Consider the following 18,092-nt stretch of genomic DNA (forward strand, 5'->3'; position numbering starts at 1 on the left):
CTGGCTGGGGTGATTGTGTTCCGGACCATACCTACCTCACATCTCATGGATAAGCCGCGGGTTGCGGCGAAATCAGAATCTGGAATGTCCGGTGGTCCGGTATATATACCCTAATGGCTTATAAAAAATAAATGAACTAACTTTTTGGAATATATATAGAAGGTCAGCGCTGCTTCTTCTTCGAGCGTGCGGCGCTGTGGCGCAGGGCCTTTTGGCAGAGGATTTTCAGGCCGGGATCGCTGCCTCCGACCCTCAGCGTGCGGGCGGGAGCCCAGCGTGAATTGTTGCCGACCCGGTCGATGATGCAGTAAGTGACTTCGAGCCGGCTGTCCTCTCCAGCCTGGGCAATGACCTCGGGGGTCACCCAGACCTGAATTGGCCGGCCAACGTCGTCCGGCCGCAGCTTGGGCAGGTCCATGCGCGCGTCGCCCCAGCGCAGGGTGATGGCATCGTCCGCGGCCATGTTCAGGTACGGCGCGATGGTCAGCGGGACGCCGCGCTTGATCTGGTAGGCATTGACCCCGTGGCGAGCAATCATCAGCGCAATGCCCGCCGGCTCCAGGCTCTGGTTCTCGTCGGCGCACTCACCCAGGGGCTGGCCGCCGGGGCAATCCAGCTTGGCTTGCAGGCATCTGGTGGGCGAGATCAGCGGATTCTGGCCGACCTGCATCAGTCGGTAATGAACGCGTGACTGGCCGTTGCGGATAAAGCTTTCAGGGATCCGCACGTGCACCGGGTGGCCGATATCCGCGGGCTCAAGCAACCGCGAGGCGACGTAGCAGTTGTCCCAGAACAATTCGATCAGGTCGCCCTCGTCCATGCGGGCAGAAGGCGGGATCTCGATCAGCAGGTCGGCGGCCGAGGCGAGGTTGATGGCTGACCCTGGTGATTGCGCCAGGCAGGGGGCCGACAGTTCAATAGTGGGCGACAGGCAGGTCATAGGTGTATCTCCTTGAAATACCGCTGCGAAGTCCATTCGAAAGTGCGTTAGTTCATATCGATGAGAGTGGGGAGTTCGGCGAACAGTGCGTGAGCCGCCATTGGCCGTTAGGTAAAAGTGCGCTCGATAAGGCGTCAATAGAACAAGGTTGAGAACATGGCGAGGGCTCAGCTAATCCGAAATTTCCGACATTTTGCAGCGGTAAAGCTCACGGATGGCCGCGCGCTTTCTTCGCTGTACTTGGGGCGAGAGCTAGATTAGTCGGGGCTTTTCGTGGCTGAAAGCAGCAGGGCCTGTGCCAAGGTACGGCACAAGCGGAGGCGGGGAGAGGTATCTATTTGTAGTGAGTCTGTGTGCTGCGAAAGTTGCTGGGTTTTGTGTCTAAAAGCGTCACTTCCATCCGTGGAAAGTGATTGGGGTTACATAAAGTATTGGTTGGCTTTGGCAACTTCAGGCGTTGAGGAACTTGCTGAGAAACTGCCGGGTTCGCTCTTCTTTCGGGTTGGCAAACAAGGCCTTTGCCTCGCCTTGTTCGACGATCACACCCTTGTCGAAAAACACCACCCGATTGGCCACGTCACGGGCGAAGGCCATTTCATGAGTGACGATCACCATGGTGCGATTTTCCTCGGCCAGGCCGCGGATGGTCGCCAGCACTTCGCCGACCAGTTCAGGGTCGAGCGCCGAAGTGGGTTCGTCGAAGAGGATGACTTCTGGCTCCATGGCCAGTGCCCGGGCAATGGCCACGCGTTGCTGCTGGCCGCCGGAAAGGCGTCGCGGGTAGGCGTCTTCCTTGCCCGCAAGACCGACCTTGGCCAACAGTTTGCGCCCCAGGGCCAGGGCTTGTTCGCGGGGGACTTTCTTCACCACCAGCGGCCCTTCGGTGACGTTTTCCAGGGCTGTGCGGTGGGGAAACAGGTTGAAGTTCTGGAACACGAAGCCCACATGCTGGCGCAGCGTGCGGACCTGGCTCTGCTGTTGGTTCAGCGGTCGGCTGCCATCGATCTCGATGTCACCGACCTTGATTCGGCCACTGCTGGGTTCCTCGAGAAAATTCAGGCAGCGCAGGAAGGTGGTCTTGCCCGATCCGCTGGGGCCGATGATGGCGACCACCTCGCCTTCCTTGACCTCGAGGTCGATGCCATTGAGCACCACGTGACCCTTGAACTGCTTGGTCAGTTTTTCCACGACAATCATTGGGTCAGGACTCCTGATCGTGCCGATTGACCCGCTCTTCCAGCTTGTTCTGCAGGTGCGAAAGCACTGTGGCGAGAACCCAGTAGATCAGCGCGGCGGCAAGGTACATGGTGAAGATTTCGAAGGTCCGGGCGGTGATCAACTGCGCCTGGCGGAACAGCTCCGGCACCTGGATGGTGGCCGCCAGCGCGGTGTCCTTGACCAGTGAGATGAAGCTGTTGCCCAGCGGCGGCAGGGCGGTGCGTGCCGCTTGCGGGAGGATCGCACGACGCAGGGTTTGCGCCCGGGTCATGCCGATACTGGCTGCGGCCTCCCACTGGCCGCGATCGATGGAGCTGATGGCGGCACGCAGGATTTCACAGGCATAGGCCGCCATGTTCAGGGAAAAACCGATCAGTGCGGCCGGCAGCGGATCGAGCTCGATGCCCAGTTGCGGCAAGCCGTAATAGATCACGAACAGTTGCACCAGCAACGGCGTGCCGCGAAAGAACGACACGTAGATGCGAGCTATCCAGCTCACCAGCTTGTGGCGTGACAGGCGCATCAGCGCCAGGCCGAAGCCCATCAGCAGGCCGAAGAACATCCCGCCGAGGCTGAGGACCACCGTGTAGTACGCGCCCTTGAGCAGAAAGGGCGCGGAGTCCAGTGCGAGTTGGAAAGCTGCTTCCATTATTGAGTGACGTCAGCGTTGAAGTACTTTTCCGAGAGCTTTTTCAGGGTGCCATCGGCGCGCAGTTCATCGAGTGCCTTGTTCACTGCCGCCAGCAGTTCAGGTTCGCCTTTGCGCAGGGCAATGCCGGCTTCCTGGCGGGAGAAAGCTTCACCGGCAGCGACAGTTTTCGGTGCTTTCTTGGCGTATTCGAGGGCAGCCAGGCGGTCGATCAGAATGGCGTCGGTACGGCCGTTGTTCAGGTCGGCAAACTTGGTCGGATCATCGTCGTAGGTGCGCACGTCAGCACCCGGTACGTTGGCACGAACCCATTGCTCATAGTTGGTGCCCAGGCCGACACCGACTTTTTTGCCGGACAGGTCAGCGGCGGTCTTGATGTTCAGCGCGGCTTCCTTGTCTTTGAGCACCAGCGCCTGGATCCCGGACACGGTGTAGGGCTCGGAGAAGTCATACTTTTTCTTGCGCTCGTCGGAGATGGTCACCTGGTTGACCACCGCGTCCAGGCGCTTGGATTCGAGGGCGGCGAGGATGCCATCCCATTTGGTCTGTTGCAGTTTGGCCTTGACCCCGAGTTTTTTCGCCAGGGCTTCGGAAAGCTCCACTTCAAAACCGGTCAGCTTGCCGTCGGCATCGACGAAACTGAAGGGTGGGTAGGTGCCTTCAAGGCCGATGTTGATCGTGCCCGCGTCCTTGATTTTCTGTAACTGCTCACCGGCCACCGCCTGCCCCAGCAGACCGGCACTCAGCGCCAGACCCAGCGAACCCACCAGCAGATTTCGACGTAGTGCGGAAAAATTCATGACAAGCCCCTGTGTGTTTTTTATCAAGACGTTTGTTATCGAGCAGGCAACATCGGTTATCGAGCGATTGCAGCATCCTGCATTAAAGCAGCGTATGCGTCCCGCGGCGATTGCGCCTGCGGCGGGACTATATGACGACGCTGTTAGATTGGAAAATACTATTAAACTACTTGCTTATAACCGATTGTTGTCAGCTCAGGCAAAGGACCCTGCATAGGCAAACAACGCCGGTGCCCCACCGGTGTGCAGGAAAATGATCGGACCCTCATCGAAGCGCTGGCGGCCGATTCCATCCAGCAGACCGGCCATGGCCTTGCCGGTGTAGACCGGATCAAGCAGCAGACCCTCCTGACTGGCGAGGAGTTTCACCGCGGCCAGGGTGCCGGCATTCGGCTCGCCGTAACGCGGGGCGAAATACTCGTCCCACAGCTGCACCTTGAACGCCGGCGGCAGCGTCACGCCCAGCAGTTCTGCGGTGCGCTCGGCCAGGCCCTGGACCTTGGGCCGTTGATCTTCATCGCTGCGCGACACGGTGACGCCGATGACCGGCAGGCCCGGCAAGGCTTCGCCGAGGGCCAGGCCCAGGCCGCTGTGGGTGCCGGCGCTGCCCGAGGCCAGGACCACCGCGGCGAACTGCAGGCCGGTGTCCTTGATCTGCTCGGCCAGTTCCAGCCCGGCGCGCACATAACCCAAGGCACCCAAGGCGTTCGAGCCGCCAATCGGCACCAGGTAAGGCTGCCTGCCGTTGCTGCGCAGGCGCTCGGCCAAGGCTTGCAGTTGCTGGTCGGCGTTATCGAGGTTGTCGACCAGCTCGACCTTGGCATCGAACAGATCCAGCAGCAGGCGATTACCATTGCCCAGGTAATTCGGGTCTTCGGTCGCGATCGGGTTTTCCAGCAAGGCGACGCAGCCCAGGCCCAGCTTTGCGGCAATGGCCGCCGTCTGGCGCACGTGATTGGACTGGATGGCGCCGGCGGTGATCAGGGTATCGGCGCCTTGTGCCAGCGCATCGGCGGCGAGGTATTCGAGCTTGCGCAGCTTGTTGCCACCCATGGCCAGCGGCGTCAGGTCGTCACGCTTGACGTAGACATCGCGGCCCAGCCAGTTCGACAGGCGCTCGAGCTTTTCCAGGGGCGTGGCGTGGGTGAGCAGGTCCAGACGGTTAAAACGAGCCAGCTGTTGTTTGATCATGGGGCCGCACGGGTTGTAGGAAGTCTCTGGACTATAGGCAGGGGGATTTACTCGGGCAACCGTCAATCACTTATAGCTAAAAGTGCTGAGGGCAGGAAAATTCGTTCTTAAACGCGTTTTGAGCCCATGTCGTACAGTGATCGGCATTTCAGCGACCCATCGTGCGGTCGCAGCGTGTGAGGAGTCTTGACCGTGAGTGAACGTTCCAGCCATTGGCAATTACAGACCATCGTTGGCCAACTGCGTGCAGCCCGCGACCAGTGGCGTGCGCAGAATGGTCGCAGCAGCGGCGAGCAGGGCGGCCGTGAGCTGCCTTCGCGCGCAGCCATGGCGGAGATTCTTGAAGCGCTCTGTGGCGCCTTGTTCCCGATGCGCCTGGGGCCGGCGGACCTGCGCGAGGAAAGCGAGGATTTCTACGTCGGGCATACCCTGGATGTGGCGCTCAACGCGCTGTTGGGTCAGGCCCGTCTGGAGTTGCGCTACGTCGCCCGGCAAAGCGCGCAGGTTGACAGCGAAGTCGACGCACGCGCCATCAGCCTGATCCAGGATTTCGCCCTGGCGTTGCCGGCGCTGCGCAGCCTGTTGGACACCGATGTGCTGGCGGCCTTCCACGGTGACCCGGCGGCGCGCAGCGTCGACGAGGTGCTGCTGTGCTACCCGGGGATTCTGGCGGTGATTCACCATCGCCTGGCGCACCACCTGTACCGGGCCGGTTTGCCGCTGCTGGCGCGGATCAGTTCGGAAATTGCCCACTCGGCCACCGGCATCGACATTCACCCCGGCGCGCAAATCGGCCGCAGTTTCTTCATCGATCACGGCACCGGCGTGGTGATCGGCGAAACCGCGATCATTGGTGAGCGGGTACGCATTTACCAGGCGGTGACCCTGGGTGCCAAGCGCTTCCCGGCGGACGAGGATGGTCAGCTGCAGAAAGGCCACCCGCGTCACCCGATCGTCGAGGACGATGTGGTGATTTACGCCGGGGCGACTATTCTCGGGCGAATCACCATCGGCAAGGGCTCGACCATTGGCGGCAACGTCTGGCTGACCCGCAGCGTTCCCGCCGGTTGCAACCTGACCCAGGCCAACCTGCAGCACGATGACGGGACGCAGAAATAAGTTTTTGCCGACAGGATGCGAGCCCTTGCCAGCAGGGGCTTTGCGAGCGTGATAGCGGTTGGCGAGGGGCTACCGTCGAGCCCGCGGATTGGTCCTTAGCCCCCTATTCATGTTTAACTTGAACGTTCATTCAAGTTAAACCGGCAGTTCGCTGCCCGCTCACAACAGGAGGCTTGCCTTTGCTGAGTCCGATTTCCACAGCCACGTCCCACCTACAAAAGGTGCACCGAACATGAGTGCATCCGCTCCTGCTGCAAACAGTCAAATCCGCATGAACCCGCCGGTGTTTTACTTCGCCGCGACCTTCATTCTGCTCTTCGGCCTGGTGGTCATCGCTTTTCCGCAACAGGCCGGTGCCTGGCTGTTGGCGGCGCAAGACTGGGCGGCCAATACGGTCGGCTGGTACTACATGCTGGCGATGACCCTGTATCTGGTCTTCGTGGTGGTCACCGCCTTGTCTGGCTACGGCAAGATCAAGCTCGGTGCCGACCACGACGAACCCGAATTCAGTTACCTGTCCTGGGCCGGCATGCTGTTCGCCGCCGGGATCAGCATCACCCTGTTTTTCTTCTGCGTTTCCGAACCCCTGACCCATCTGTCGCTGCCGCCCCAAGGTGAGGCCGGTACCGCCGACGCAGCGCGCCAGGCCATGCAGATCCTGTTTCTGCACTGGGGCCTGCACGGCTGGGGCGTGTTCGCCTTCGTTGGCATGGCCCTGGCGTATTTTGCCTACCGGCATAACCTGCCGCTGGCCCTGCGCTCGGCGCTGTACCCGCTGATCGGCAAGCGCATCAATGGTCCGATCGGTTACGCGGTGGATGGTTTCGGCATCATCGCCACGGTGTTCGGCCTCGGTGCCGACATGGGCTTCGGGGTGTTGCACCTCAACTCCGGGCTCGACTACCTGTTCGGCATCGCCCACACCCAATGGGTGCAGGTCGGCCTGATCACCTTGATGATGGGCGCGGCGATCATCGTCGCGGTCGCCGGCGTCGACAAGGGCGTGCGGGTGATGTCCGACATCAACATGCTGCTGGCCTGCGCGCTGTTGCTCTTCGTGTTGTTCGCCGGCCCCACCCAGCACCTGCTCAATACCCTGATCCAGAATCTCGGTGACTACCTCGGCGCCTTGCCGATGAAGAGTTTCGACCTGTACGCCTACGACAAGCCGAGCGACTGGCTGGGCGGCTGGACGGTGTTTTATTGGGCCTGGTGGATTGCCTGGTCGCCCTTCGTGGGCCTGTTCATTGCGCGCATTTCCCGCGGCCGGACCATCCGTGAATTCGTCTTTGGCGTGCTGCTGATTCCCCTGGGCTTCACCCTGGCGTGGATGTCGATTTTCGGCAACAGCGCCATCGACCAGGTACTCAATCACGGCATGAGCGCGCTGGGCATGTCGGCCATCGACAACCCGTCGATGACCCTCTACCTGCTGCTGGAAACCTACCCGTGGAGCAAGACGGTGATCGCCGTCACCGTATTCATCAGCTTCGTGTTCTTCGTCACTTCGGCTGACTCCGGCACCGTGGTCTTGTCGACCCTGTCCGCCAGGGGTGGAAGCGCTGACGAAGACGGGCCGAAATGGCTGCGGGTGTTCTGGGGCGCGATGACGGCGCTGGTCACCAGTGCCCTGTTGTTCGCCGGCAGCATCGACTCGTTAAAGTCGGCGGTGGTCCTGACCTCGTTGCCGTTCTCGATGATTCTGCTGCTGATGATGTGGGGGCTGCATAAAGCCTTCTATCTCGAGTCGCAGAAGAAAATCGCGCAGATGCATTCGCTGGCGCCGGTCTCGGCTTCACGCCGGGGCAAGGGTGGCTGGCGTCAGCGCTTGAGCCAGGCGGTGCACTTCCCGTCACGTGACGAGGTGTATCGCTTCCTCGACACGACGGTGCGCCCGGCCATCGAGGAAGTGACAGCGGTGTTTGTCGAGAAGGGCCTGAACGTGATCGCGCAGCCCGATCCGGCCAACGACAGCGTCAGCCTGGAGATCGGTCACGGCGACCAGCATCCGTTCATCTATCAGGTGCAGATGCGTGGCTACTTCACGCCGTCCTTTGCCCGTGGCGGGATGGGGCCCAAGGAGTTGCGCAATCGGCGCTACTACCGGGCCGAGGTGCACCTGAGCGAGGGCAGTCAGGATTACGATCTGATGGGTTACACCAAGGAGCAGATCATCAACGACATCCTCGACCAGTACGAGCGGCACATGCAGTTCCTGCACCTGGTGCGTTGAGCGAGAGCCGGGGCTGCTCAGGTGTTGGCCGTCAGGGTCATGTACAACACCAGGGTGGCCACCGGCACGGCAAACACCAGGCACCCGGTCATCACTTCTTCGCGCGGCGAGCGCTCGGCGATCTTTACGCCGATGGCGCCGTTGATCGTTGTCAGTGCCAGCCACAGTACGATAAAGCTGTAGGTCATGACCTCGGGTGTGAAGCCCAGTTGCTGGCCGATGAACAGCATCAGCGCCAGCAGGATCAGGCCAAACGCGATGATGATGGTGGTGTGCATGGGCGAGCGCTCCTGTGCCGTCTATCGAGCATAGGCGGCGTTCAGGCGCGCAGGCCGAAAAGTTAGAACGGCACGTCGCCCAGCACTGTAGCGCGGTGCATCACCCGGCGGGCTGGACGGTAATCGTCGACGGCAAAATGCTGGGTCACGCGGTTGTCCCAGAAGGCTACGTCGTTGGTCTGCCAGCGCCAGCGGATGGTGAATTCCGGGCGGGTGGTGTGGGCGAACAACAGCTTGAGGATTGCCTCGCTTTCGGTCTCCGACAGTTCGTTGATGCGAGTGGTGAAGCCTTCGTTGACGAACAGCGACTTGCGCCCGCTGACTGGGTGAGTGCGGACAACCGGGTGCGACAGCGGTGGGTTTTTCTTGCGCGTGGCTTCCCACTGCGCGAGTGCTCGCGGACTGTTGCCGAAGCGTTCCAACGGGAAGGATTTGACGAAATCGTGGGTCGCCGTGAGTCCCTGCAGCAACTGCTTGAACGGTTCGGACAGCGCCTCATAGGCGGCGATGCCACTGGCCCACAAAGTGTCGCCGCCGAACTCCGGCAGCAGCTTGGCACTGAGCACCGCGCCCAGTGCGGGAGTCGGCAGGAAGGTCACGTCGGTGTGCCACACGGCGTTGTCGCGCACGTCGGTTTCGGCGGTGTCGAGGATCAGCACTTCCGGCTGTTCCGGGACGTTGGGGTAAATCGGGTGGATGTGCAGGTCACCAAAGTGGGCGGCGAACCGCGCCTGCTGTTCCGGGGTGACAGGTTGGTCGCGGAAGAACAGCACCTGATGCTTGAGCAGGGCTTGTTCGATGGTGTCGCGTTGTTCGACGTTCAGCGGCTGGGCAATGTCGAGGCCGCCGATCTGCGCACCGAGGGCACTGCTGAGTGGGGTGATGGTCAGGCTGCTCATGGGGGTTCTCTTCTTTACAAACTGTAGGAGCGAGCCGGCTCCGGGCGGCGTTCCGACGAAAGCGGTGGATCAGTCACAGCCTTATTGGCAGATGTACCGCTTTCGCGAGCAAGCTCGCTCCTACAAGGGGTTCAAGGTGCAGTTCAATGGCTCTGGCCGTGCCAGGGCACCAGCTTGCGTTGCAGGGCGCGCAGGCCCATTTCCATGGCGAAGGCGATCAGCGCGATCACCAGGATTCCCAGCACCACCACATCGGTGACCAGGAACTGCGCCGCCGACTGCACCATGAAACCCAGGCCGCTGGTGGCGGCGATCAGTTCGGCGGCGACCAGGGTCGACCAGCCGACACCCAGGCCGATGCGCACGCCGGTCAAGATGTCCGGCAGGGCGCTGGGCAAAATCACATGGCGGATCAGTTGGCTGCGGGTCGCCCCGAGCGACTGTGCGGCGCGCAGTTTCGCCGGGTCGACGGTGCGCACGCCGGTGGCGGTCGCGATGGCAATCGGGGCGAAGATCGCCAGGTAAATCAGCAGCACCTTGGACAACTCGCCGATGCCGCACCAGATCACGATCAATGGCAGGTAGGCCAGCGGCGGGATCGGTCGGTAGAACTCGATCAGCGGATCGAGCACGCCACGGGCGATACGGTTGTGGCCGATGGCAATGCCCACCGGCACTGCGGTCAGCACCGCAAAACCGAGGCCCAGGCCGATGCGCTGGAGACTGGCCGCCAGGTGTTGCCAGAGTGTCGAGTCCATGTAGCCGCTGGTCGCCAGCAGCCAGCCTTTTTGCACAACGGCCGAGGGCGGCGGCAGGAACAGCGGTTCGATCAGGCCGGTGGCGGTCACGGCCCACCACAGGGCGATCAGGCTGATCAGCGTCAGCACGCTGATCCAGCGAATGCTCAGGCTGCGGCGCGCCGGGCGCGATGGGGTTGTGGTGGGCGCCGCGGCGCGGCTGATTTCGTAAGTGCTCATGCGCGCTCCTGCCGCTGGGCGGCGCTGCGTTGCGAGAACACACGGGCCAGGACGTGCTCGCGGGTTTCGATAAAGCGTGGGTCGGATTTGATCGCGCGGGCCGATTCACCGGCGGCATAGCGCTGGCCGAAATCCAGCTGCAGGCGTTCGACGATCTGGCCGGGATTGGGCGCCAGCAGAATCAAGTCCGTGGCGAGGAACACTGCTTCTTCGATGTCGTGGGTAATCAAAAACACTGGCTTCGCCGTGCGCCGCCAGACTTGCAGGAGCAGCTCTTGCATCTGTTCGCGGGTGAAAGCGTCGAGAGCGCCGAAGGGCTCGTCCATCAGCAACACCCGTGGGTCGGCGGCCAGGGCGCGCGCCAGGCCGACGCGCTGTTTCTGCCCGCCGGAAAGCTGCCAGATACGCCGACTGTCATAGCCGGCGAGATCGACCAGGGCGAGCATTTCCCGGGCGCGGGCCTCGCGTTGCGCGCGGGGCACGCCGGCCAGTTCCAGGCCGAACGCAACGTTGGCCAGCACGTCCTGCCAAGGCAGCAAGGCGTCGTCCTGGAACACCACCCCGCGTTCGGCGCTCGGGCCTTTGACCGGTACCTCGTCGAGAGTGATCCGCCCGGCGCTGGGTTCGACGAAGCCGGCGATCAGGTTCAGCAACGAGGTCTTGCCACTTCCGGACGGGCCGAGGGCGACCAGCAGTTGCTGGGGCCCCAGGGTCAGGGAAATATCCGCCAGTACCGGTTCCGGGTTACCTGGGTACTGTGCGCTGATGCGCTCCAGTTGTAGCAAGGCCATCGCAGGGTGCTCCGATCAGTTGGGGATGAACTTGGCGCTGACGTACGGCGCGTAGTCCGGCAGGACGGCCTCGACCTTGCCTTGTTCCTTGAGGAACGCGGCGGTGTCGGTGATGGCCTTGGTGGTCGGTGCGCCGAGGCTGATGACCTGGTCAGCGGCCAATGGGTAGACGTTGCCTTGCAACAGCAGGGGGATATCGCTGGCCTTGGCGCCGGAGAGTTTCACCAGCTTGTCGACGTTGCCTTGATTGGCCAGCCAGGCTTGTGGGTCTTTGCGGTAGTCGGCATAGGCATCAAGGGTGACCTTGGCGAACGCGCTGACGATCTCCGGGTGTTTCTCGGCGAAGTCCTTGCGCACGATCCAGGCATCGAAGGTCGGCGCGCCGAACTTGGCCAGTTCACCGGAAGTGATCAGCACCTTGCCGTTTTCCTTGGCCACACCCAGGGCTGGGTCCCAGACGTAAGTGGCGTCGATGTCACCGCGTTTCCAGGCGGCGATGATTGCCGGCGGAGCCAGGTTGAGCACGGTGACTTTCGACGGGTCGATGTTCCAGTGCTTGAGCGCGGCCAGCAGGCTGTAGTGGCCGGTGGAGACGAAGGGCACGGCGATTTTTTTGCCGATCAGGTCTTGCGGGGTGTTGATCCCGGAGCCTTCACGGGCGACCAGCGCTTCGGCGGCACCGATCTGGGTGGCAATGAGGAAAGTCTGCACCGGCACTTTGCGGGTGATGGCGGCAGTCAGCGGGCTGGAACCGAGGTAGCCGATCTGCACATCGCCGGAGGCGATAGCGGTGATGACGTCAGCACCGTTGTCGAATTTGCGCCAGTCGATCTTCGCGTTGGTGGCTTTTTCATAGCTGCCGTCAGCCTGGGCCACTTTGGCCGGGTCAACGGTGGTCTGGTAGGCGACGGTGAAGTCTGCTGCCTGGGCGAAGAAGCTTGCTGCGGCCAGAGTCGCGGCCGCCAGGAGGCGAAGGGGGAAATGTCGTTTCATCATGAAAGTCTCATCAGGCGGCCGGGGTTTCGGCGAGTGATGAGACTAAATGATCTAAGAATCCGAAAATAAATAACTTTTTCGAATTAGCTTATATGGGGAAGTTTTCCTCGAGTGACCGCTGCGCGGTCTTCGCGGGCGACCGCTCCCACAGGGTTTGTGTCGGTCGCAGATTCTGTGGAGCGTACCCTGTAGGAGCCAGCTTGCTGGCGAAGGCGGAGTGTCAGTCACGGCATTCGTGACTGACCTGGCCTATTCGCTGGCAAGCCAGCTCCTACAGTCGCGTAATCCAATGTGGGAGCGGTCTCCCGCTAGTTGCTGATCGCCAAAATGCTCGCCTGATACGAGCCGACAAACACATCAAAGTCACCGACTTCGTTCTGCTCCAGCTCGCTTTGCTGTTGCAGCGAACTGCGCGCCAGTTCTTCGAACTTGGCCTGTTCCTCAGCCGGTAGAGGCTCGCTGCGGAAGAACTCGGCGTGGGCTTCGCTCTGGTGCAGGGAGAATTGGGCGAAGCTCTGCTGGTGCTGCTTCATCGTCGCCAGCACCTGGGCAGAAGGTGTTAGCGACGCATCGCGAATCTTCGCCAATTGGGCGTCAAGGGCTTGGCTGTGGGCGTCGCCGCCATGGCTCTGATCCAGCAAGGCTGCCAATGGGGCGATGTTTTCCAACAGCTCGCTGGCCCATTCCTTGAGGTCCACCGGCTGTCCGTCACGCTGCAATTGCAGGCCCGGACGGCGACCTTCCTTGACCACGCTGAGGAAGTTCGAGGTGGCGTTGCTGCAGGAGTCGCCGGTCAGCAGCGGGCTGTCGTTCAGCGCGCAGTACAGCAGGAAGGCGTCGAGGAAGCGCGCCTGCGGCAGGTCGATGCCCAGCGGCAGGAACGGGTTGATATCGAGCAGGCGCACTTCGACGTACTGGATGCCCCGGGCCATCAGCGCCTGGATCGGCCGCTCGCCGGTGTAGGTCACGCGTTTCGGGCGGATGTTGGAGTAGTACTCGTTTTCGATCTGCAGGATGTTGGTGTTGAGCTGGACCCACTCACCGTCCTTGTGCGTGCCGACTTCGACGTACGGTGGGTAAGGCGTGGCGACGGCCTTGCGCAGGCTGTCGGTGTAGCTGTTCAGGTCGTTGTAGCACGGCGTCAGTCCGGCCTGGGCGTTGCTCTGGTAACCCAGGTCGCTCATGCGCAGGCTGGTAGCGTAGGGCAGGTACAGGGTGTCGGCGTCCAGTTGTTCCAACTGGTGCGCTCGGCCGCGCAGGAAGCCTGCGTCGAGTGCCGGCGAGGCGCCGAACAGGTACATCAGCAGCCAGCTGTAGCGGCGGAAGTTGCGGATCAGGGCGATGTAGGCGACCGACTGATAATCGCGGTCGCTGCCGACGAAACCTTCGTCCTGCTTGAGCAGGGGCCAGAGTTTTTCCGGCAGCGAGAAGTTGTAGTGAATCCCGGCGATGCACTGCATGGTCTTGCCGTAGCGCAGGGCCAGGCCCTTGCGGTACACGTACTTGAGCTGCCCGATATTGGAGGTGCCGTAGTAGGCAATCGGGATGTCTTCCTCGGCCGGCAACGGGCACGGCATCGACGGACTCCACAGGTACTCGTTGCCGAGCTTGCTGTAGGCAAAGCGATGAATGCTGTCCAGGCTCGCCAGAGTGTCGGCCGGGTCGGGCAGGGCGGGCGTGATGAACTCCAGCAGCGACTCGGAATAGTCGGTGGTGATCTGTTCGTTGGTCAGCGCGGAACCCAGGCTTTCGGGGTGCGGCGTTTGCGCCAGGCGACCTTCCTCGGTCACGCGCAGGCATTCACGTTCAATACCGTGAAGACACTGTTCGAGCAGAGAGAGGTTGTCGCGCTCGCCGAGCAGAGCCAGGCGGCGGTTGAGAAGTTCGCTCAAGTTGGATTCCTTCACGCGTCAGTCGCCCCAATATGGGGGTGGGCCGGACGGTCTACAAGGGTGAAGTAGAAACTGGCGTTTTCGCCTTGTTTTTCGACTCATCAAAACCATTGTGGGAGCGAGCCTGCTCGCGAAGGGGGCGTGTCTGTCGATACAGACGTCACTGACACACCGCCTTCGCGAGCAGGCTCGCTCCCACAGAAAATCCCGGTGCTGCGGTCACAGCACCGAAATTACCCCAAATTGATGACGGCTAGCTACAGGACAGCGAACGTGCCTTGTGCTTTTACGACCAGTTTGTCGCCCTGGACCACCTCGGCCTCGACCACCAGCGTGCGCCGGCCCGGGTGAATCACCCGGGCCGTGCACAGCACCTCGCCGTCGGCGACGGCGCGGATGTAGTTGATCTTGCACTCGATGGTCGCGCTCTGCTGGTCAAAGCCGTGGGAGCTGGAGCAAGCCAACCCCATGGCAATGTCCACCAGGCTGAACAAAGCCCCGCCGTGCAGTTTGCCGGCACGGTTGCGCAGTTCTGGCGCCAGCTCCAGGGCAACTTGCGCGACCCCGGTTTCAAGGCTGTGCAAACGGCAACCCAGCAGCTTGAAAAAGGCGCTTTCGGTGTACCCGGCAGGGACCTCCATCAGCGCTTCTTCAACTGTTTGGCGTTGGCGAACAACGAGGCCATGGCGTTGTTGCTCGGTGCCGCTGCCGTGGTTTCCTTGCGTGGCGCGTTGCCCTGCGACTGACGTGGCGCCGAGCCAGGGCGGGCGCCACGGGCACCGTCGACCTTCTCGCCCGGGGTGTCGCTCATGCGCATCGACAGGCCCACGCGTTTACGCGGGATGTCGACTTCCATGACCTTGACCTTGACCACGTCGCCAGCCTTCACCGCTTCACGCGGATCCTTGATGAACTTCTCGGATAGCGCGGAGATATGCACCAAACCGTCCTGATGCACGCCGATATCGACGAAGGCACCAAAGGCCGTCACGTTGGTTACCACACCTTCGAGAATCATGCCCGGCTGCAGGTCCTTGAGGTCTTCGACGCCTTCCTGGAACTCGGCGGTCTTGAACTCGGGACGTGGGTCGCGGCCAGGTTTATCCAGCTCTTGCAGGATGTCGGTGACCGTCGGCAAGCCGAAGGTTTCGTCGGTGTATTTCTTCGGGTCCAGGCGCTTGAGGAAAGCGCTGTCGCCGATCAGCGAGCGAATGTCGCGGTCGGTTTCGGCGGCGATACGTTGCACCAGCGGGTAGGCTTCCGGGTGAACGGCGGACGAGTCCAGCGGGTTGTCACCATTCATGACACGCAGGAAGCCAGCAGCCTGTTCGAAGGTTTTTTCACCCAGGCGCGCGACTTTTTTCAGCGCCGCACGGGTCTTGAACGCGCCGTGTTCGTCACGGTGGCTGACGATGTTCTGCGCCAGGGTCGCGTTGAGCCCGGAGATCCGCGCCAGCAGCGCCACCGAGGCGGTGTTCACATCGACGCCGACGGCGTTCACGCAGTCTTCGACCACCGCGTCCAGGCCGCGCGCCAGCTTCAGCTGCGACACGTCATGCTGGTATTGGCCGACGCCGATCGATTTCGGGTCGATCTTCACCAGCTCGGCCAGTGGATCCTGCAAGCGTCGGGCAATCGACACCGCGCCACGGATCGACACGTCGAGGTCGGGAAATTCCTTGGACGCCAACTCGGACGCCGAGTACACCGAAGCACCAGCCTCGGAGACCATGACCTTGGTCATTTTCATCGCCGGGTATTTCTTGATCAGGTCGGCGGCCAGCTTGTCGGTTTCCCGGCTGGCGGTGCCGTTGCCGATGGCGATCAGGTCGACCGAGTGCTTGGCGCACAGGGCGGCAAGCACGGCGATGGTCTGGTCCCACTTGTTGTGCGGCACGTGCGGGTAGACCGTGGCGTGGTCGAGCAGCTTGCCGGTGGCGTCGACCACGGCAACCTTGCAGCCTGTGCGCAGGCCCGGGTCGAGGCCCAGGGTGGCACGCGGGCCGGCCGGCGCGGCCAGCAGCAGGTCGTGCAGGTTGTGGGCAAAGACGTTGATCGCCTCGGCTTCGGCGCCGTCGCGCAGCTCACCCAGCAGGTCGGTTTCCAGGTGGGTGTAGAGCTTGACCTTCCAGGTCCAGCGCACCACTTCCGACAGCCATTTGTCCGCCGGGCGATTCTGGTTGGCGATGCCGAATTGCTGGCCGATCATGCCTTCGCAGGGGTGCATGCTGCCCGGCAGTTCATCGCCGACTTTCAGCGCGGAACTGAGGATGCCTTCGTTGCGGCCACGGAAAATCGCCAGGGCGCGGTGCGACGGCATGCTTTTCAGCGGTTCGTCGTGCTCGAAGTAATCGCGGAACTTGGCGCCTTCCTCTTCTTTGCCGGCAATGACCCGGGCGCTGAGGGTGGCTTCCTGCTTCAGGTAGCTGCGCAGCTTGTCGAGCAGGCTGGCGTCTTCGGCGAAGCGCTCCATGAGGATGTACTTGGCGCCTTCGAGGGCGGCCTTGACGTCGGCAACGCCTTTTTCGGCATCGACGAAGCGCGCGGCTTCGGCGTCTGGCGTCAGGCTCGGGTCGTTGAACAGGCCGTCGGCCAATTCGCCGAGACCCGCTTCCAGGGCAATCTGGCCCTTGGTGCGGCGCTTCTGTTTGTACGGCAGGTACAGGTCTTCAAGACGGGTCTTGGTGTCGGCGAGCTTGATGTCACGTTCGAGTTGCGGGGTCAGCTTGCCCTGCTCCTGAATGCTGGCCAGGATGCTGACGCGCCGTTCGTCGAGTTCTCGCAGGTAGCGCAGGCGCTCTTCCAGATGACGCAATTGCGTATCGTCGAGGCTGCCGGTCACTTCTTTCCGGTAGCGGGCGATGAAGGGCACCGTGGAGCCTTCATCGAGTAGCGCGACGGCCGCTTCGACCTGTTGTGGGCGGACACCGAGTTCCTCGGCGATGCGGCTGTTGATGCTGTCCATAAAACCACCTGACAAATTGTGAAAGCAGGCTCGCGGGCGCAGGAACAAGGCCCGGCGAGTCTGGTTGAGCGGCCTGGGCTGCGCCGCTACCTGGATCAAAAGGCATCCCATTGACCCGTGAAATCGAACAATTACTGCCCGCGGCGAAAAAATAAAAAGCTGCCACGGACGTTAACGATCTGACGTTGCCTGACACAAAACGCCGCGCATTATAACCAGCGTTCCGCGCTTCGGGGGGTATCCCGACCTGTAGGCACAATGCCTGTATCACTGGCAGTAGAAGAAAAATCTGCTAACAATGCACACGGTACGTATAACGGCAGCTACGCCATAATGCGCGCCGAGATCAAAGGAGCATCCAATGAGCAGCACTGCACAAACTGCTGAAGGCGAAAAAATTCTTATTGTTGACGACGATCCGGGGCTCAGCAGCCTGCTGGAGCGTTTTTTTGTCAGCAAGGGCTACCGTGCCCGCGCAGTATCCAACACCGAACAGATGGACCGCCTGCTGGCGCGTGAAGTGTTCAACCTGGTCGTCCTCGACCTGATGCTGCCCGGCGAAGACGGCCTGACCGCCTGCCGCCGCCTGCGTGGCGCAAACAACCAGATCCCGATCATCATGCTGACCGCCAAGGGCGATGAGCTGAGCCGTATCAAGGGCCTCGAACTGGGCGCTGACGATTACCTGGCCAAACCGTTCAACCCGGACGAGTTGATGGCCCGCGTCAAGGCCGTCCTGCGTCGTCAATCGGCACCCGTGCCAGGCGCACCGGGCAGCGAGGACGAGAGCGTTACCTTCGGTGATTACGAACTGTCCCTGGCCACTCGCGAACTCAAGCGCGGCGATGAGGTGCACATGCTCACCACCGGCGAATTCGCCGTGCTCAAGGCCCTGGTGATGAACGCTCGCCAGCCGCTGACCCGCGACAAACTGATGAACCTGGCCCGTGGCCGTGAGTGGGATGCCCTGGAGCGTTCCATCGACGTGCAGATCTCCCGCCTGCGCCGGATGATCGAGCCCGATCCATCGAAACCACGCTACATCCAGACCGTCTGGGGCGTGGGTTACGTATTCGTCCCGGACGGCACCGCGACCAAGTGATGGGCGATTTGTAGGAGCGGGTCCGCCGGATAATGCGTTATC

Annotated in this window: 16 protein-coding genes; 3 read left to right on the plus strand and 13 right to left on the minus strand. The window is 62.0% G+C overall.

Going from position 1 to position 18,092, the window contains the following annotated elements; translation table 11 throughout:
* Window positions 1–163 precede the first annotated feature (163 nt).
* The 5 genes from ACZYR5_RS08055 to ACZYR5_RS08075 form a co-directional block, all read right to left on the minus strand.
* Window positions 164–940, minus strand: a complete 777-nt coding sequence (locus tag ACZYR5_RS08055) for a hypothetical protein (protein WP_489089146.1) — start codon at window positions 938–940, stop codon at window positions 164–166.
* 450 nt (window positions 941–1,390) lie between these two features.
* Window positions 1,391–2,137: an L-cystine ABC transporter ATP-binding protein TcyN gene (gene tcyN / locus ACZYR5_RS08060; RefSeq protein WP_489089147.1), complete on the minus strand. Its 747-nt coding sequence runs from the start codon at window positions 2,135–2,137 to the stop codon at window positions 1,391–1,393.
* Window positions 2,138–2,141: 4 nt separating this feature from the next.
* On the minus strand, window positions 2,142–2,807 hold the full coding sequence (tcyL, locus tag ACZYR5_RS08065) for a cystine ABC transporter permease (RefSeq protein ID WP_489089148.1): 666 nt from the start codon (window positions 2,805–2,807) through the stop codon (window positions 2,142–2,144).
* Window positions 2,807–3,607, minus strand: coding sequence for a cystine ABC transporter substrate-binding protein (tcyJ, locus tag ACZYR5_RS08070; protein WP_489089149.1), 801 nt, complete (start codon window positions 3,605–3,607; stop codon window positions 2,807–2,809). Before tcyJ ends, tcyL begins: the two co-directional genes overlap by 1 nt.
* A 195-nt stretch (window positions 3,608–3,802) precedes the next feature.
* The gene (locus ACZYR5_RS08075) at window positions 3,803–4,798 is read right to left on the minus strand and encodes a D-cysteine desulfhydrase (RefSeq protein WP_489089150.1); all 996 of its coding nucleotides are present in this window, start codon (window positions 4,796–4,798) and stop codon (window positions 3,803–3,805) included.
* Between the two features lie 192 nt (window positions 4,799–4,990).
* On the opposite strand from ACZYR5_RS08075, the gene epsC reads away from it, so the two are divergent.
* Together epsC and betT are read left to right on the plus strand one after the other, a co-directional pair.
* The gene (gene epsC / locus ACZYR5_RS08080) at window positions 4,991–5,917 is read left to right on the plus strand and encodes a serine O-acetyltransferase EpsC (protein ID WP_489089151.1); all 927 of its coding nucleotides are present in this window, start codon (window positions 4,991–4,993) and stop codon (window positions 5,915–5,917) included.
* A gap of 232 nt (window positions 5,918–6,149) precedes the next feature.
* Entirely contained in the window at window positions 6,150–8,150 is a 2,001-nt protein-coding gene (gene betT / locus ACZYR5_RS08085) for a choline transporter BetT (protein WP_027617254.1), read from the plus strand.
* A gap of 17 nt (window positions 8,151–8,167) precedes the next feature.
* On the opposite strand, the gene ACZYR5_RS08090 is transcribed toward betT, so the two are convergent.
* From ACZYR5_RS08090 to ACZYR5_RS08125, 8 genes are all read right to left on the minus strand, one after another.
* Window positions 8,168–8,428: a hypothetical protein gene (locus tag ACZYR5_RS08090; RefSeq protein ID WP_489089152.1), complete on the minus strand. Its 261-nt coding sequence runs from the start codon at window positions 8,426–8,428 to the stop codon at window positions 8,168–8,170.
* A gap of 62 nt (window positions 8,429–8,490) precedes the next feature.
* Window positions 8,491–9,327, minus strand: coding sequence for a taurine dioxygenase (tauD, locus tag ACZYR5_RS08095; RefSeq protein WP_489089153.1), 837 nt, complete (start codon window positions 9,325–9,327; stop codon window positions 8,491–8,493).
* Window positions 9,328–9,470: 143 nt separating this feature from the next.
* Entirely contained in the window at window positions 9,471–10,304 is an 834-nt protein-coding gene (gene tauC / locus ACZYR5_RS08100; RefSeq protein WP_489089154.1) for a taurine ABC transporter permease TauC, read from the minus strand.
* Window positions 10,301–11,095, minus strand: coding sequence for a taurine ABC transporter ATP-binding subunit (tauB, locus tag ACZYR5_RS08105; protein ID WP_489089155.1), 795 nt, complete (start codon window positions 11,093–11,095; stop codon window positions 10,301–10,303). The genes tauC and tauB overlap by 4 nt, the downstream gene beginning before the upstream one ends.
* A gap of 15 nt (window positions 11,096–11,110) precedes the next feature.
* Window positions 11,111–12,088, minus strand: coding sequence for a taurine ABC transporter substrate-binding protein (tauA, locus tag ACZYR5_RS08110; protein WP_489089519.1), 978 nt, complete (start codon window positions 12,086–12,088; stop codon window positions 11,111–11,113).
* A gap of 311 nt (window positions 12,089–12,399) precedes the next feature.
* Entirely contained in the window at window positions 12,400–13,983 is a 1,584-nt protein-coding gene (gshA, locus tag ACZYR5_RS08115) for a glutamate--cysteine ligase (RefSeq protein ID WP_489089156.1), read from the minus strand.
* Window positions 13,984–14,240: 257 nt separating this feature from the next.
* Complete coding sequence (locus ACZYR5_RS08120; RefSeq protein WP_489089157.1) at window positions 14,241–14,624, minus strand: PaaI family thioesterase; 384 nt, start codon at window positions 14,622–14,624, stop codon at window positions 14,241–14,243.
* Window positions 14,624–16,948: a Tex family protein gene (locus tag ACZYR5_RS08125; RefSeq protein WP_489089158.1), complete on the minus strand. Its 2,325-nt coding sequence runs from the start codon at window positions 16,946–16,948 to the stop codon at window positions 14,624–14,626. Before ACZYR5_RS08125 ends, ACZYR5_RS08120 begins: the two co-directional genes overlap by 1 nt.
* Before the next feature lie 361 nt (window positions 16,949–17,309).
* Between ACZYR5_RS08125 and ompR the strand changes: the two genes are divergently transcribed.
* On the plus strand, window positions 17,310–18,050 hold the full coding sequence (ompR, locus tag ACZYR5_RS08130; protein ID WP_489089159.1) for an osmolarity response regulator transcription factor OmpR: 741 nt from the start codon (window positions 17,310–17,312) through the stop codon (window positions 18,048–18,050).
* The last annotated feature ends 42 nt before the right edge of the window (window positions 18,051–18,092 follow it).

Source organism: Pseudomonas sp. F007 (assembly GCF_057814275.1).